The sequence below is a fragment of the Acinetobacter lwoffii genome (assembly GCF_024129855.1).
GTDB lineage: Bacteria > Pseudomonadota > Gammaproteobacteria > Pseudomonadales > Moraxellaceae > Acinetobacter > Acinetobacter lwoffii_L.
Window position 1 is genome coordinate 62,554 of record NZ_JAMXXC010000008.1, and the last position, 17,384, is coordinate 79,937.

Here is a 17,384-nt window from a genome sequence, read left to right on the forward strand (position 1 = left end):
AGCCAGCCCTTAAGAATGAAGCATCTTAAGGGCTTTTTTATATATAGCTGTTTCATTTCAAAATAATAATCGCAGAATAAATGGATTTTAATCATGCAAACTCAACAAAATATTTTGCAGCGCTTCGCCTTGCGCGTCAGCGACTGGTCTGAAAAATGGTTTCCGGATTCTTATATTTTTGCCCTGCTTGGCGTCATCATTGTGGCGATTGCCGCCATCGGAATTGGTGCACCCGCACAGGATGTCGCGATTTCCTTTGGAGACGGCTTCTGGAGCCTGATTCCCTTTACCTTGCAGATGTGCATGCTGATCGTGGTCGGTTATGTGGTTTCCGTATCTAAGCCTGTCCAGCTTCTGATCCAGAAAATGGCGCGCCTTCCACATTCCGGTCGTGGTGCGATTGTCCTGGTCGCCACGGTCAGCCTGTTAATTTCTCTGATTAATTGGGCCATGAGTACTGTACTGACTGCACTCCTAGTGATTGCACTGGCACAGCGTAAAGAGCTTAACATGGATTACCGCGCTGCTGCGGCTGCCGCGATTATCGGGATGGGTGCGACCTGGGCACTGGGCATCAGTTCTTCAGCTGCACAGTTACAGGCCAATAAAAGCAGTCTGCCTGAACCGATTTATAATCTGACGGGCGTGATTCCATTTACCGAAACCATTTTCCTGCCACAATCCATGATCATGACGGCGGTACTGATTGTAGCTTCAATTGCGATTGCTTACTGGTCAGCACCTAAAGGGTCTGACATTAAAACCATTGAGCACTTCCCGATTCAGATTGAAGAAGAAAAACCGGAAGTATCTGCCGAAAAAAGACCGGGGGATTGGCTGGAAAATTCACCCATTTTAAGCATTCTGATTGTGATTCTGGGCGCAGTCTGGATGTTTAACGAATTTTCCAAAAGCAATCCGATTCTGGCCATTTCCAGCTTAAATACCTATAACTTTATCTTCCTGATTTTGGGCGTGGCCTTACACGGTACACCGCGAAATTTCCTGAATGCGGTATCCAAAGCCGTACCCGCCATTTCTGGGGTACTGATCCAGTTTCCGCTGTATGGCAGTATTGCCTTTATGATGACCAATGCGCTAAACCCGGCCGATCTGTCATTGTCACATTACATTGCCGAATTTTTCGTTTCGATTGCTTCTCAGGAAACCTTTGCCATCGTGATGGGACTTTATTCAGCAATTCTGGGCTTCTTTATTCCATCCGGTGGAGGCAAATGGATTATCGAAGCACCCTATGTGATGCAGGCAGCCCATGACCTGAAAGTGCATCTGGGCTGGTCGGTGCAGATTTATAATGCTGCCGAAGCCTTGCCTAATCTGATTAACCCTTTCTTTATGCTGCCGATGTTGGGTATCCTGAAATTAAAAGCCAAAGATGTGATTGGATTTACGGTGACCCAGTTGATTTTCCATCTGCCTTTGGTACTGTTCCTGCTATGGTTCCTTGGTCGGACATTGACTTATAGCCCGCCGGTATTTTCTTAATTTAAGATAATAAAAAAGGACGAAAATTCGTCCTTTTTTATTTAGGCCGCTCTCTTAATTTCCTGTCTTCTCAACTACACCTTCATCATCTACTTCACGTACAATTCCCGTTTCGGTATTCACGACCTCAAAGGTCACGCGACGATTCTGAAACTGTCCGGCAGGTGTGGCATTGGGTTCAACCGGCTGATCCTCTCCCATGCCAACTGCCTGTAACTGTGCAGGATTGACCCCTTTTCCAACGAGATAACTGGTAATCGCTTGAGCTCGTTGCACAGACAGCACCTTATTTTCTGCTTCACTACCCTGAGCATCGGCATGTCCTGTAACCTTCAGAATGACATGCGGTGCTCGTTGCAATAATGCAGCAGCCTGATCCAGCACCAATTTATTGACCTCGGGAACTTCAGTCGATGCCGTATCAAAATTAATGATCTGTAAATTCAGTGCAGTCGCCACATCCAGCGCTTTAACATTATCGGTCTTGATACTGGCCAAGGCTTGTTCTGCCTCACTATTGGCGGTATTAATCACGTCACTTCTATTGAGCGGCTGCTGGGTCACCACTGTGACATTTTTGGCCAGACTACGAATTTGTGCTGCCAGACGCTCGGCCTCTGCATTGGTTGCTGCACGCACTGAAACCTGATTGCCAATCCAGTCAAGTGACACATTTGGCATTCCCTGCATTGTTCTCAACACAGTCGGAATAGTATCCTGATCAATAAATTCTGAATGATAAACCTCACTGCTCAGCGCCCCACAACCAATATTATAATTAAAGATCTGTTTGATCTCGTTTTGCAAAATTTCCATATACTGCGGATTATTCAGCTGTAATTGACAACTGACAATTTCGCCATTACTGCCTGTACTTAATCGCAAGGATGCAGGCTGAGCTGCAGCAACTTCACTGGTCGCTTGGGTATTTGAATCTTCAACATCATCCTGCATGCAGCTACGAACCAAAAACAGGATCAAACCCGCCAGGATCAGAAAAATAATAAACGGCCATAAAAAGCCGGTTTTTCTTTCTTCCTGAACAATGATGGTCTGCTCCGCCAATACAGGTTCCTGATTTAAATTCTGCCCTGCCAAGGGTGAAACTCCAAGCGCTGCCAGAATAGGGCCAGCCCAAAGGGGTAATGCGCGCTGAATCGAATCGGCGTGGGTTTCCAGCAAATGGCTAATCGCTTCCGGACTCGAAGCACCTGCTTCAGTCTGTAAAAAATTCATGGTCGGTACAATTGACCGGTTCAAGGTATGCTCTATTTCATCTTGCGGCGCGCTCTGATCCACTTGATCGAGAAATTGCTGCTTGAGTGCCGGGTTTGCATTGAATAATTCATGAATTTTTGGATTAAGTTGCTGACCAAGATTCTCGATCCAGGCGGGACGTGAACGCAATATACTTAAAAATATGGGATAGAATTGAGCCAAAGCTTGATCTTTGGCAAATAAATGCTCGGTTTCACCTTGAAGCACAATCGCCGTAACATCGCTTTTTAGGCGTTCTATAAAGTCTATATTCATAATCGTCACCATTCTTTTGATTTTTCTAATGTTTAATATTTAATCAGTGTAACGATCCCCATTTTTTGAAAATGTAAATAATTGTATGAATATCATAAAGTTTCACTATTTTTGTTGAGTACTCATTTTACCAACACAAAATTTAAAAAATAAAAAAAGCCAGCCGAAGCTGACTTTTATAAAATTGGGATCACTTAAGCAGCAAAAGTTTGAACCACTTTACCCAGCACTTTTTGATTAATTAGCGGGGTATTTTTACCTTGTGACACGATGCTTTCTTTATTCAGGGTCCATTCCAGTTCCGGATCTAGCAGCACCCAGCCTGATTCATTTATCCATCGATCTGCCATTTGTGCAACACGAGCCGGAGCTAGGGTCACTTTTTCCACCCATTCCAGTGGAGTCAACAACCCCTCACGAATCAGTTGCAGACCAAAAGGCACATAGGTATCAAAAGCAGTGAATCCTGGCTGCGTTTCAGCAAACGGCGCCATTTTCGCAGAGCTGCTCAGCGGTTCATGATGAGTACAAATCGCATCAATCACACCTGATTTTACACCCTGACGCAGTAATTCTTTGTCCTGTTCAGAACGGAGTGGCGGACGTACATGTGCAAGAGAGTTAAATCCATCAATCAAATGATCGGTCAGATGTAACTGATGCATGGCCACATCACAGGTCACTGGTAAGCCTTTTTCCTTGGCAATACGGATCAATTCCACCGAAGCACCACAAGACAACAGACCAAAGTGTGCTCGTACTTTGGTTGATTCAATCATCAACAGATATTTGGCAATCGCCACGGTTTCAGCCAGTGCCGGAATCATCGGCAAGCCCTGACGTGATGCAATAAACCCTTCATGCACACAGCCGTCTTTGGCAATTTGTGGTTCTTCTGCATAGAACACCACCGTCAGGTCTAAACCTGCAGCATATTCAAGGGTACGCAGTACCACATCATCATTGGCAAACGGCGCACTGGCATTGGAAACCGCAGTACAACCGCCCTTTTTCAAGCCCGCCATATTTGCCGGTTGTTGACCATTTAAGCCTTGGGTTTGCGCACCAATCACTTGAAGATAGATCCCACCATCCAGCATGGCTTTTTCGACCAGACCGTGAATCAGCGCACCATTATCTTGTACGATTGGCTTTGAATCGGGTGGCGTAAATACGTGCAAAATGCCATTTTCACGTGCCGCTTTTCCTTCAGACTTAAGCGTACCGTGTTGCTGTTGACCCGGTTCACGTAAACGCGCACACAAATCGACCATGGTTGGCATTAACCATTTGCCTTGACCATCAATCGTTTCAGAGACGTCTGCTGTTTCTGCAACGAATTTTCCATTTTCCAGATACACGGTCTGGATAGAATTAGTGTTTTGGATTGGATCAAGAACACGGACATTTTCAATTTTTACAATAGTCATGACTTATTCCTTAACCCGCAATCGCTTCAATCAAACCTTGTTCTTGTAACTGGCCTTGCATCGATAAAGCCAACACCGCCATACGCACGGCAATACCATTGGTCACCTGCTTCAAAATCACAGATTGCGGACCATCCGCAATACTTGAGTCGATTTCAACGCCGCGGTTCATTGGTCCCGGATGCATCACGATACAATCCGGTTTGGCCATGGCAAGACGTTCTTTATTCAAGCCATACATTTTGTAGAACTCAGCTTGCGAGGCCAGTGCCGGAGAATCAATCCGCTCGTTTTGAATACGTAAGGTAATGATCACGTCGCAGTCTTTGATGCCGTCTTCCATATTGTTAAATAGACGAACACCATCGCCATATTCTTCAAAGCCTAATGGCAGCAAGGTATTCGGTGCAATCACCCGGATATCCTGACAGCCTAAAGTTTGCAAGGCGGCTACATCTGAACGCGCGACACGTGAATGCTTGATATCGCCAATAATGGCAATCGACATTTCTTCGAATTTTTTATTGGTTTCGCGGCGAATGGTCAGCATGTCCAGCATCGCTTGAGTCGGATGCGCATGACGGCCATCACCGGCATTAATAATTGCCACCGTTGGGCAGACATCTTTGGCAATAAAATGCGCTGCCCCTGAAGATGAATGACGTACCACAAAAATATCGGCCGCCATGGCTTCCAGATTCCATAACGTGTCACGCAGGGTTTCACCTTTAGAAGTACTCGAACGGGCAATATCAATATTGAGAACGTTGGCAGAAAGGCGCTTGGCAGCGGCTTCAAAGGTGGTGCGGGTACGGGTAGAATTTTCGAAGAACAGGTTCATCACCGTTTTACCTTCGAGCAAATTATTGGTGATCAGCTGATTTTGGTCATTAAAAAAGGACTGCGCAGTGTCCAATATTTTTGTCAGGGTTTCTTTAGAAAGACCTTCGATGGTCAAGAAGTGTTTTAGATTACCTTCTTTATTGAGTTGAATCTGGCTCGGTGTATGCAATGCCGCCAAGTGCATGAGAGATTCCTTATGCGTTAAGTCAACATATTATACAGAGATTGGCGAATTTTTATAGTTGGCCACGCTGCTACTTGTACAAAAAGCATCTGAACAATAAAAATAAAAAATCAGATTCCTTTGTATTTTTTCAATAAGATAATTTAACCCGATTTGCATCTTGCTGATTTTAAGTACAAAACCAACGGGCGCTTCAGTCTGGAGCATTCACACCCATCTCAAGTTTAACGCAGTGCACCAATATAACGATGTGACACCTGTGCACGATAGATATCGTCTTCATCCGGTTCGACCGAGATCAGCCCTTCCTGCTGGCTTGGGTGTGCAGATTCTGTTGGTGAATCTTGTGCTGTTTCCGAAATCTCCAGTACCATTTTCAGGCGCTGGATCAGATGATTCAAATCTGGGTCTTGGGTCTGCTCTGCCAGTTGAATCACATGCCGGGCATAATCCAGGTTCTCTACCAGATAAATTGCATCAATCACCCGACCTGAAACACGTCGTAAACGCGCATAGATTAAAGTGGCCACTGAAAAAGCGTCATGGTTGCGTAACTGATTCTCTAACATCTTAACCCCCATTATAAAATTGAAAAATCAGGCAGCCATCGCTCCCCATCGACTGACCGCCTGATTTGCCATGTATAGAGCAAAATGCATACCAGTTCCTCAATTTATAGTGTGAATATTATTTTTCTCTATCACATGCCACGGCCTTTCAGAGAATTTCAAAAGCTTTCAATATAAAAATACGGTAAACTTAGCGCAGTTTTTTATTTATCTTTTTTGGTCTCTCTATTATATGAATACCTCTCCACGTTTAAGCAATTATTGGGTCACCTGTGCCGATGGTCTGGAAACCTTATTAGAAGAAGAAATACAAGGCTTAGGTGTTCAGAATATTGAGCGTTTTCCAGGCCGTTTAACCTTTAAAGGTACACTGGAAAATGCTTATCGTATCTGCATGTGGTCACGTCTGGCTTCACGTGTCTTGATGCCGATCCACACGCATGAAATTGAATTTTCTCATGATGCCCGTGATGTGGCAGAAGAACTCTATGAAGGGGCTCTCAGCTTTGACTGGTCGCTGATTTTTGCACCACAAAGTACCTTTGCGATTCGTTTGCATGTCGAACGTGATATCAAGGTCAATACCCAGTTTGCGACTTTACGTGCCAAAGATGGTGTCGTAGATTCCTTTATGGAAGCCGTAGGCAAACGTCCAAGCATTGATACCAAACAGCCTGAAATTACCATGTATATTCTGGCAGGCAAGAAAGAACATACTTACTGCCTGGACCTGTCTGGCGACTCTTTGCATAAACGCGGTTATCGCCGCTTTATGACTGACGCCCCAATCAAGGAAAACCTGGCCGCTGCGATTCTGCAAAAAGGTGGTTTAAAAGCGTTAAATCCGGACATCATTGTCGATCCAATGTGTGGTTCAGGTACCTTTATTATTGAATCCCTAATGATTTTGACCGACCGTGCACCGGGTCTGGTCCGTCGTTTCGGTTTTAATGGCTGGAATGGCCATGACCATGAACTGTGGATGAGCATCAAGGCCGAAGCTGCTGAACGTCATCAAGCGGCAATGGAAAATCCATTACCACAATTCTATGCCTTCGATGCGGACTGGGAAGCGGTTAAAGCCACCAGACAAAATATTATCGCGGCGGGTTTTGAAGCTGCTCTCGACAATATCATGATCGAAGAACGGACTTTAAATGACTGGCCTGATTTCCATGCAGAAGGCAAGAAAGTATTCTTCGTGACCAACCCGCCATATGGCGAACGTCTCGGCGATAAAGCGCAAAACCGTTCTTTATACCTGGGTTTATCGGCTTTATTGCAAAAGAATTTCCCGAATCAAAAAGCGGCTGTGATTGCCTCCCAAGTGGAACAGGCCGATGTGCTGGCGTTCAATGATCCGCAAATCCTGCGTTTGATGAATGGTAAATTGCCGATCTATATCCGCTTCGGTACGGTTAAACCGGCCGCAGTGGTACGTCCATTCCTAGAAAGCTGGCAGCCTCAGCAGTTTGAACCGATTGAAGGTGCGATGGAGTTTGCCAACCGTCTGACCAAAAATATGCAAGCTCTAAAAAAATGGGCAGTCAAGGAACAGATCCATTGTTTACGTCTCTATGATGCAGATTTACCTGATTTTAACGTCGCAGTAGATCTGTATGGCGAGCGTTTGCATGTACAAGAATATGCGCCACCTAAAACTATTGATCCGGAAAAAGCCAAAAAACGTTTCAACCTGGCCTTACAGGCCATTCGTGCCGTGACCGGTTTGGGCCGTGATGCGATCTTTATCAAGACCCGTGCACGTCAGGAAGGTAAAAACCAGTACACCAAACAAAGTACAGCATCCAAGCGTTTTATCGTTCAGGAAGGTCAAGCCAAGATTCTGGTCAACCTGACCGATTATCTGGATACCGGTCTGTTTCTGGATCACCGTCAAATGCGTTTACGTATTGCACGTGAAGCAAAAGGCAAACACTTCCTGAACCTGTACAGCTATACCTCAACGGCAAGTTTACATGCTGCTTTGGGTGGTGCTGCAAGTACAACCAGCGTCGATCTGTCGAATACTTATTTGAACTGGTCTAAAGAAAATTTTGTTCTGAACGGCTTAACCGTGGATCATGCGGATGAACAGCATCAGTTCTTTGCCTCTGACTGTTTCGAATGGCTAAAAGAAGGTCATGAGCAATATGAGCTGATCTTTATCGACCCACCAACCTTCTCAAACTCGAAGAAATTCTACGGGACCTTTGACGTACAGCGCGACCATTTGTCCCTGTTAAAACGTGCGATGAACCGCTTAACCACTGATGGTACCTTGTATTTCTCAAATAACTATCGTGGTTTTGAGATGGATGAAGAAATTCTGGCCTTCTTTGATGTTGAAGAAATTACCCAGGAAACCATTGGACCTGACTTCAAGCGGAATCAAAAGATTCACCGTGCCTGGAAAATCCGTCATCCGCAAGTGTAATTTGATGATGAATTAACTGTCTTTATCACGATTGATATCTTCTTTATTTTCCCTGAGCTGAGTTTTAAGCCATGCTTTAAAGCTCGCCGCAACAAGAATACAAAAGTGTTGCAATGCTCGAAGTTAACAATAAGATTAAAAAAAACCCAGCCTAGGCTGGGTTTTTTGTTGCAAGGAGAAGTGGTTTAGTTAAGTTTCATTTTTTCAAAGATTAACTCACCTACTTCAGCTTTCACCAGAATGGTATCGCCCGGCTGGAACTCTCCGCCCAGGATTTTCTGCGCCAGACCATTTTCAATACGCTGCTGGATTGCACGTTTCAGGGGGCGCGCACCATACAGTGGATCAAAGCCAGCATCGATTAACTGATCGAAAGCACTGTCATCTACCGACAAGCGCATATCACGTTCTGCCAGACGTTGACGTAAACGGTTCAACTGGATATCGGCAATACCGCGAATCTGGTCTTTTTCCAGCGCATGGAACACTACCAGTTCATCAATACGGTTAATAAATTCTGGACGGAAATGTTCCGATACCGCATTCATCACCACCGTACGGACTTCTTCTTTTGTGGCATTACCGCCCAATTCACGTACATCCTGCGAACCCAGGTTCGAAGTCATGACGATCACAGAGTTTTTAAAGTCCACTACCCGGCCTTGCGAGTCAGTTAAACGGCCATCATCCAGTACCTGTAGCAAGATGTTAAATACGTCCGGATGCGCTTTTTCGACTTCATCAAACAAGATCACACTATACGGTTTACGACGTACGGCTTCAGTAAGCACCCCACCTTCTTCATAACCGACATAGCCCGGAGGCGCACCAACCAAACGGCTGACCGAATGTTTTTCCATAAATTCTGACATATCGATACGCACCATGGCATCGTCGCTGTCAAACAGGAAATTCGCCAAGGCTTTGGTCAATTCTGTTTTACCGACACCCGTTGGCCCCAGGAACAGGAATGACCCACTTGGACGGTTCGGATCTGACAGACCGGCACGTGAACGGCGTACTGCATTGGATACCGCCACCACGGCTTCATCTTGCCCTACTACACGGTTATGCAGGAATTCTTCCATATGTAGCAATTTGTCACGCTCGCCTTGCAGCATTTTCGCAACCGGAATACCGGTCGCAGCACTCACTACTTCAGCAATTTCATTGTCGGTGACTTTGTTACGCAGCAATTTTGGCGTTGCGCTTTCATCGGCTTTTTCAGCCAGTTCAAGCTGCTTTTGCAACTCTGGTATCACGCCATATTGCAAACGCGCGGCCTCGCCCAGATCACCTTCACGTTGCGCTTTTTCAAGTGCTGTACGTGCCTGATCCAGTTTGATCTGTACGTCTTTATTGCCTTCGACCAGCGCTTTATCTGCACGCCAGACTTCTTCCAGGTCATGATACTCTTTTTCAACTGTGGCGATCTGATCGGACAAGTATTGAATCTCAGCTTTGGCACCTGAGTCTTCATCTTTTTTCACCGCTTCCAGCTGCATTTTTAACTGAATCAGACGGCGTTCCAGTTTATCCAGTGCTTCTGGTTTAGAATCGAGTTCCATTTTGATGCGCGATGCTGCTTCATCAATCAGGTCAATAGCTTTATCCGGCAACTGACGGTCGGTGATATAACGATGTGACATTTTCGCCGCCGCAATAATCGCGGAATCCAGAATCTGTACCCCGTGATGGGTGGCATAGCGATCTTTCAGACCACGCAGAATCGCAATGGTATCTTCCACGCTTGGCTCATCGACCAGTACTTTCTGGAAACGACGTTCCAGCGCTGCATCTTTTTCAATATACTGACGATATTCATCCAGTGTGGTCGCACCGACACAGCGCAGCTCGCCACGGGCCAACGCAGGTTTCAGCATGTTACCGGCATCCATCGCGCCATCACCTTTACCGGCACCCACCAGCGTATGCAACTCGTCGATAAACAGGATGATTTCACCTTCGTGTTTGGCAATATCTTTCAGAACCGCTTTTAAGCGCTCTTCAAACTCACCACGGTATTTGGCGCCAGCCAGCAAAGAACCTAGATCTAGAGATAAAACACGCTTCCCTTTGAGTCCTTCAGGCACTTCACCATTAATAATCCGCTGCGCCAGACCTTCGACAATCGCCGTTTTACCGACCCCTGGCTCACCGATAAGTACCGGGTTATTTTTGGTACGGCGTGACAAGACCTGAATAGTACGACGGATTTCATCATCACGGCCAATCACAGGATCAAGCTTGCCTGCCAACGCACGTTCAGTTAAATCAATGGTGTACTTATTCAGTGAATCACGCTGATCTTCATAATTGTTGCTCATGACTTTTTCATCGCCTCGGATTTGATTAATCAGCTGTTTCAGTAGATCTGCTTTTACGCCGACACTACTGAGTATTTTTTGCGTAGATCCTGTTTCAGCCAGTGCTAAAATCAACCAATCAACACTAACGAATTCATCTCCGGCTTTTTGTGCATAACTCTCCGTTAATGTCAGTACTTTATAAGCTTCAGGATTTACATTAATGTCCGCTGACGGATTTGATAATTTTGCCGCATCATTGAGGGCTTGTTGTAGCTTCGTTTGCAGCTCAACTAAATTTGCACCTGCTTGCTGTAATAAGCTTGCATAAGAAGCTTCTTTTAAAACTGCATGGAGAAGATGAATCGGTTCAATTGCGGTATGGTCTTTGCTCATAGCGAAGACTTGTGCATCTGAAAGGATCTGCTGCAGGCGATTGGTAAATTTTTCAAAACGCATTCTTGTTATTCCTCACAACAAATGTTCTACTTGATGGATATATGGGTGCACTTGATAAAATTTCAAATCATTTTTATATATTTTTCAAAAACTTAATATAAACATTTAGACAGTTTTTAATAATAATATTGGTGTAATCAAATCATATTTCAAGTGAGGTTAGAAGAATTTTTAAGGTGAAGATAAACAATTCATATTTTATTTAATTTACTCTGCTATTTTTCAGCTTAGTAGAGAATAGAGAGATATTTTTAGTACGGTTGCAACCTTCCTAGTAATCGCAATACTTCACTCAAACCATGTTCTGTTTGCATCAAGGATCTTGGCGTTTGATGATTCAAAAGCTTGTTAGGTGAATTGATAAAATGGCGCATCCAGCTCAAGTCTCCACCATGCAAGCTAAATAACTTTTGATAGATATTTACTAAAGCTATAGCTTTTTCGCCTGCTGTAGTATCTGGTTCTAATTCTTTTTCATTTATAACCAGAGATAATTCCGCCTCAGATAAACCCAGAATCAATGCAAGTTCGAATTCTTTCAGTTGCAACTGCTCAGCTAAGTTGAATACTGCTATAGCTAATACTTGGGATTTAGAAATACCTGTTTCACTATTCATTTTTATCAAATCATCTTGATGCGTCTTATTTCGATTATGCTGCTTTTATTGTTTTCCGGCCATGTTGTTTATCATCAAATTTAATTTCTCATAAAATTAAAACACCCTCGCTTGGAGGGTGCTTTAAAATAACAACACCATGATTATGGTGCCGGATTCGGCTGTTGACGGTGAATATCTTCAATACCTTTCAGTACTTCTTCAGACAGGTCGACTTCAAAAGCCTGAATATTTTCTTTGAGCTGATCCAGATTGGTCGCACCGATAATGGTACTGGTCACAAAGAACTGCTGCTTGATAAAGGCCAAAGCCAATTGGGTAAGACTTAAGCCATGCTGTTCTGCCAGCTGGGCATATTGCTCGGTTGCCCATTCACTTTGCGGATTGCTATAACGGCTAAAGCGGGAGAACAGTGTTACACGCGCATTGGCAGGACGTGCACCATGCCGGAATTTACCGGTCAGATAACCAAATGCCAAAGGTGAATACGCCAACAAGCCCACACCTTCATAATGGGCAATTTCTGACATGCCGATTTCATAAGTACGGTTCAGCAGGTTATATGGGTTTTGTACACTGACAAATTTGGACAAACCTAATTTCTCTGCGAGGTGCAGAAATTTCATCGTGCCCCACGGGGTTTCATTGGAAAGACCAATATAACGGATACGGCCTTTTTTAATTTCATCCTGCAAGGCAGTCAGGGTTTCTTCCAGATCCGTTACGGCACGGTCTTCTGCCGCTTCAGCATTGCCATAACCCAACATGCCAAAGAAATTGGTGGGGCGTTGTGGCCAGTGTAACTGATACAGGTCGATATAATCCGTTTGCAGGCGTGACAATGACTGGTCTATTGCTGCTGAAATTTCATCGGCAACAAAACGGGTTTTACCATCCCGGATATGACTACCACCTTGCGATGGTCCGGCAATTTTTGAGGCTAAAAAAAGTTTGTCACGGCCACCACGGGCAGCGATCCAGTTTCCAATCATGCGCTCGGTGGCGCCCTGCGTTTCAGGTTTTGGCGGTACCGGGTACATTTCCGCAGTATCCCAGAAATACAGTCCCTGATCTAAGGCATAATCCAGTTGCTGAAAAGCCTGTTCTTGCGTGTTCTGCTCACCAAAGGTCATGGTGCCCAAACAAATTTCTGGCAAAAGAATGCCGGTATCCGCCAACGGTCTGAATTGCATAAAAACATCCTGTGAATTTTATTCAGTGAATTGAGATTAAGTGGGCTATAACCTATCGGAATTATAAGGGAGACTTAAATCATCTTTTCTGAGAAGCTTGTTCTAAATTTTTATGTATTGAGTAATGACGCATAAAAAAAGCAAATCCGAAGATTTGCTTTTTAATATCTGGATTATTCGTCTATGGCACCATCTGCCACTGCTTCAGATGCTTCTTCTAATGAAGCATCAAAGATCAGGATGGCTTTACCATCGGTTTCGATCATGCCCTGCTCTTCCAGGGTTTTTAGTACACGTCCGACCATTTCGCGGGAACAGCCAACAATGCGACCAATTTCCTGACGGGTAATACGAATCTGACGGCCATTCGGCAAAATCATCGCTTCTGGCTGTGAAGACAGGTCGATCAGACAACGTGCAATCCGGCCTGAAACATCAATAAATGCCAGATCAGTAACTTTACGTGTGGTATTTTTCAAACGACGTACTAATTGAGCAAATACCGCATAGCTCAGATCAGGATATTGCTTGCTGATTTCGTGAAAGTTTTCATAGGTAATTTCGGCAATTTCACACACATCACGCGTACGAACTTCCGCAGTACGTTGTGGATTAACCTCGAATAGACCCATTTCCCCAAAGAAGTCACCCGCATTTAAATAAGCCACGACAATTTCACGATCATCATCTTCACGAAGAATGATAGATACAGACCCCTTCAGAATTAAATATAAAGATTTAGATTCTGATCCTGCATCAATGATCGTGGTACGTTTTGGATAACGATTAATATATGCACGTTTTAACAGTGCTTTCACGGATTCTGGTAATTGCCCCGGAGAAAGCGCATCAGTGCTTAATTGTGAAAAGTTTGAAGTCATGCTAACAGTTCCGATTATGGATAATTTATAGATCGCACAAGACCTAATGTGAACTTGTCACACAGTGGGATTGAAATTCCGTATCAACCCAATTTATGTTAGTGTACAGTTACTTGACAAATTTATAGCTTTTTTTAGGTAGTTTCAATGCAAACAAGCGTTCATTGGTTAGAGAATGTTGCTTTTAAAGCAAAAACTCAAAGTGGTCATACTATTATCATGGATGGTTCAGCTGAATACGGTGGTGAAAACCGTGGTCCTCGTCCAATGGAGCTACTTTTAACTGGTCTGGGCGGCTGTGCGTCTTTTGATATTGTTACCATTTTAAAGAAGGCTCGTCAGGATATTACCGATGTACGCTGCGAATTAAAGGCTGAACGTGCAGATACAATTCCGGCAGTATTCACGAAAATTCACTTGCATTTTGTAGTGACCGGCAAAGCGATTAAAGAGAAACAGGTCGCAAAAGCCGTAGAACTTTCTGCTGAAAAATATTGCTCTGCCAGCAAAATGCTGTCTGATGGCGGCGTTGAAATCACCCATGATTATGAAATAATCGAAGCAGAATAAAATCTAGATTCTGTAAAAAAGCGGCTGGAAAAGCTGCTTTTTTTGTATCAGAAAATTGCCTTTTCTCAGAACCGCTGAACTGAATACTGATTGCCATCTTCAAAGCTCAAGATATTTTCTGGAAATCTTAAGGCGCCGAGTCGATGTCTGAACGCGACACCCTGTTGACGATCGAGATAGCGTTTACCCACTGAATAATCCACACAAAATACGTTTTGTTGCTGTCCATACCATTGCAGTGCATCGATCGATTTGAGTAAACCGGTTTTTTCTTCAGTAGATTTAAAGTTCCGCCAATAATGTCCAGTAATGACTGGAATTTGGTCGGTATAGCTGTCCCACCATGGCACGCGGTCGATCATCCGCCACCTTCCACCGGCATAAATCGGTTCTAAGGCGATTTTTTCCGCACCAGAAGTAATGACCCGAATCGGATTGTGCATTTGCTCACGTAGCTCTTTTTCTGCGAGATGTTGCAATAAAGGTAAAGTTGCAGCCGGGTCTTTGAACTGGTGTTGGTAGCGTTGCTGCTCTATCTGGATGAATTCATTAATACCTAAGGCTTGCAGATCCAGCGCTGTATGTTGAACGAAATCAGCATAGGCTTCGCCAAGCGAAGTAAAACCAGAATTGCGTAATTGATCAATTGATCCTTGATGCCAACAGGCATGCACAACACGCAGCTGCTCCGACTCCAAGGCCAACGGTAAGCTATTTAAAAAATCCAGAATCCATTGTCGATCTTTGATTGAGGCTTGGATCGAATCAAAAGGTTTCAGATCATCCTGATGCGGTGAACCAAAAAACCAGCCATTGCCTTCCCGCAAAGTATCGGTCAATAGGTTCAATTCATGATTACCCATCACACATTGTGCATAGCCTTCATCTACCAGCTGTTTGACGCGTTTGATCACCGCAACACTGTCTTGCCCCCGGTCACATAGATCACCGACAAAAATTAGTTTGCGCTGTTCTGGATGATGACCATTCCGGTCATAACCTAATACCTGGATCAGTTGTTCCAGCGCGGCAATCTCACCATGAATATCCCCCACGATGTCCACGGGACCAGTGAAAGCCTGCTGTATAAATGAGTACTTCATTTATGCATCCTGAATTAAGTCTAAAACAGAATATATCCCTAATAAGTATCCTTTAAATTTATGAAGATCTGAATACAGAATGAATCATCATTTAAATAATTTAACCCGAATCACGGATAAGAAATTGACTTGAAAAATAAGAGGACTAGAGCCATCAGTTGAGTTACCAAACCAAACTCACAACTCTAGTCCTGATGTTCAATAGTACCGATTCTGCTTAATTGATGATTTCTTTCTTAAATTTGAAGCAACTTATTGGAAGTTCCTCAAACAAAGTCATCATTCTCTAAGAATCAGAAATGCTCAGCTCACAATTTCAGAAATCTGCTTTATCACCATTTGGTACAAATGTTCTCATTTCAATAATTTCAAAGCCTTTTTTACATGGCTAAAGCTGGATAAAAGCTTTTTATTTAAGCACTTGCCTTGCTGCCAACGCATGATTCACTTGATCAATAGGCATGAATTAGCACTACATGCCCTGTATGTAGCTTTGATGAAAGGCAAAGATAAACAATACTTATAGATTGATTCAACAACGCTACCTGTTTGTAAAAATCAACGTATTCAATGCCATAAATCATTAGCCCAAATCGCATCACGTGGCAAAAGTTCTATGGGTTGGTTTTATGGCTGTAAATTACATATCGTGATGAACCAATTTGGTGAAATTAGTTGTTCTGCTTTATCGAATGGACATGTTGCTGACATAAAAATGGTTGAGCAATTGGTTGATGGTTTTGCATCGCTTCAAACAGTTCATTTACGCTGACTTCCTGAATCCGGCTTTTTGCATTCTGGATCAATTGCTCTGCAGTTTTCATCATTTTCATTCTTCCTCGGCCATTAAAATTATATTTTGTATAAACGATGCTCAGGTAGATTGAAAGCGTTTGAGTTTAAATTTCCAACTGGCTATTTAGCCCATGAGCGCTGAATAGATTAAATACATCGCCACCCCAACCACGGTAGTGGCAAATATTTTCTGTACCTTGTTACTGTCAATCCGCTGCATCAGACTGCGTCCAATTAACATCCCGACAATACAGGCCAGGACAAAGGTCAGCGTAACCGAAACAGGATATTGAAAGCCATCCAGCACGTGTGCAGAAATACTGACCCCACCAATCAGGAAAATAATCATCAGGGAAGTCGCAACGATACTGCGCATATCAAGGTCGGTGAATTTACGCAGGGCTGGAACAATTACAAAACCACCCCCACCCCCAACAGACCGGTTAATAAACCTGCCACAACACCAATACCTGCTAGGAACGAAGCAGTTTTGACATTCCAGATCAGACGACCGGTCGATTGATTGACCTTGCACGGTGCATTGCCATGATCGGTCACTTTATTAAAAAAGATCCGGTAAGCCACGATCAGCATGACCAGACTGAAAGCCAGCGTCAGCCAGACCGGAGAAACGATATCGGCCAGATGCAAGCCATAACGCGCTGTAGGAATACTAATGAGAGCAATCCAGAGGGCAGCGCGATAACGTACAATACGCTTGAACAAACCCTCGAACGTTCCGACCAAGGCCGACAGCGTGACCGCAAGCAATCCCACCGGCGCAGCCTGGGCCACCGTCCAACCCTGGGTCGTCATCAGTGCAGGTACAGCCAGAATACCGCCACCGGCACCGGTCAAACCCAATAGCACTCCGATAACTAGCCCTTCAAGTATTAATGCCCACATCGCCCTCTCCCTTATCCACAAAAATGATTCAATAAAGGTTGAACTTTTTGTT

Annotated in this window: 12 protein-coding genes and 2 pseudogenes; 4 read left to right on the forward strand and 10 right to left on the reverse strand. The window is 44.1% G+C overall.

What is annotated here, in order from left to right:
• The first annotated feature begins 93 nt into the window (after positions 1–93).
• Entirely contained in the window at positions 94–1,506 is a 1,413-nt protein-coding gene (locus tag NI465_RS08385; protein WP_004646585.1) for a short-chain fatty acid transporter, read from the forward strand.
• Between the two features lie 54 nt (positions 1,507–1,560).
• Here NI465_RS08385 and NI465_RS08390 read toward each other — a convergent pair whose 3' ends face one another.
• The 4 genes from NI465_RS08390 to NI465_RS08405 all read right to left on the reverse strand — a co-directional run bounded on the left by NI465_RS08390 (position 1,561) and on the right by NI465_RS08405 (position 6,065).
• A complete protein-coding gene (locus NI465_RS08390) occupies positions 1,561–3,051 on the reverse strand; it encodes an OmpA family protein (RefSeq protein WP_004729998.1) in 1,491 nt (496 codons plus the stop codon).
• Positions 3,052–3,233: 182 nt separating this feature from the next.
• Positions 3,234–4,469: a dihydroorotase gene (locus NI465_RS08395; protein WP_004280133.1), complete on the reverse strand. Its 1,236-nt coding sequence runs from the start codon at positions 4,467–4,469 to the stop codon at positions 3,234–3,236.
• Between the two features lie 10 nt (positions 4,470–4,479).
• Positions 4,480–5,496 (reverse strand): aspartate carbamoyltransferase catalytic subunit, encoded by a 1,017-nt coding sequence (locus tag NI465_RS08400; RefSeq protein WP_004280134.1) that lies wholly within the window; start codon positions 5,494–5,496, stop codon positions 4,480–4,482.
• Between the two features lie 224 nt (positions 5,497–5,720).
• Positions 5,721–6,065 carry a hypothetical protein gene (locus NI465_RS08405; protein WP_219309680.1) on the reverse strand — a complete coding sequence of 115 codons (345 nt, stop codon included), beginning with the start codon at positions 6,063–6,065 and terminating at the stop codon, positions 5,721–5,723.
• Between the two features lie 232 nt (positions 6,066–6,297).
• Between NI465_RS08405 and rlmKL the strand changes: the two genes are divergently transcribed.
• Positions 6,298–8,502, forward strand: a complete 2,205-nt coding sequence (gene rlmKL / locus NI465_RS08410) for a bifunctional 23S rRNA (guanine(2069)-N(7))-methyltransferase RlmK/23S rRNA (guanine(2445)-N(2))-methyltransferase RlmL (protein ID WP_004280136.1) — start codon at positions 6,298–6,300, stop codon at positions 8,500–8,502.
• Between the two features lie 185 nt (positions 8,503–8,687).
• Here the strand turns inward: rlmKL and clpB are convergent, their stop codons facing one another.
• From clpB to crp, 4 genes are all read right to left on the reverse strand, one after another.
• Positions 8,688–11,267: an ATP-dependent chaperone ClpB gene (gene clpB / locus NI465_RS08415; protein ID WP_253145008.1), complete on the reverse strand. Its 2,580-nt coding sequence runs from the start codon at positions 11,265–11,267 to the stop codon at positions 8,688–8,690.
• A 251-nt stretch (positions 11,268–11,518) separates the two neighbouring features.
• On the reverse strand, positions 11,519–11,884 hold the full coding sequence (locus tag NI465_RS08420) for an antitoxin Xre/MbcA/ParS toxin-binding domain-containing protein (RefSeq protein ID WP_004646580.1): 366 nt from the start codon (positions 11,882–11,884) through the stop codon (positions 11,519–11,521).
• A 143-nt stretch (positions 11,885–12,027) separates the two neighbouring features.
• Complete coding sequence (locus NI465_RS08425) at positions 12,028–13,077, reverse strand: NADP(H)-dependent aldo-keto reductase (RefSeq protein WP_191112402.1); 1,050 nt, start codon at positions 13,075–13,077, stop codon at positions 12,028–12,030.
• A gap of 173 nt (positions 13,078–13,250) precedes the next feature.
• Complete coding sequence (gene crp, locus NI465_RS08430) at positions 13,251–13,958, reverse strand: cAMP-activated global transcriptional regulator CRP (protein ID WP_004280141.1); 708 nt, start codon at positions 13,956–13,958, stop codon at positions 13,251–13,253.
• Between the two features lie 147 nt (positions 13,959–14,105).
• On the opposite strand from crp, the gene NI465_RS08435 reads away from it, so the two are divergent.
• A complete protein-coding gene (locus NI465_RS08435) occupies positions 14,106–14,528 on the forward strand; it encodes an OsmC family protein (protein WP_121979955.1) in 423 nt (140 codons plus the stop codon).
• Between the two features lie 65 nt (positions 14,529–14,593).
• On the opposite strand, the gene NI465_RS08440 is transcribed toward NI465_RS08435, so the two are convergent.
• The gene (locus tag NI465_RS08440) at positions 14,594–15,631 is read right to left on the reverse strand and encodes a metallophosphoesterase (RefSeq protein ID WP_005262073.1); all 1,038 of its coding nucleotides are present in this window, start codon (positions 15,629–15,631) and stop codon (positions 14,594–14,596) included.
• 220 nt (positions 15,632–15,851) lie between these two features.
• On the opposite strand from NI465_RS08440, the pseudogene NI465_RS08445 reads away from it, so the two are divergent.
• Positions 15,852–16,382, forward strand: a pseudogene (locus tag NI465_RS08445) (transposase); the annotation flags it as partial.
• Between the two features lie 168 nt (positions 16,383–16,550).
• Here NI465_RS08445 and NI465_RS08455 read toward each other — a convergent pair.
• A pseudogene (locus tag NI465_RS08455) lies at positions 16,551–17,332 on the reverse strand (sulfite exporter TauE/SafE family protein).
• Positions 17,333–17,384: the final 52 nt, after the last annotated feature.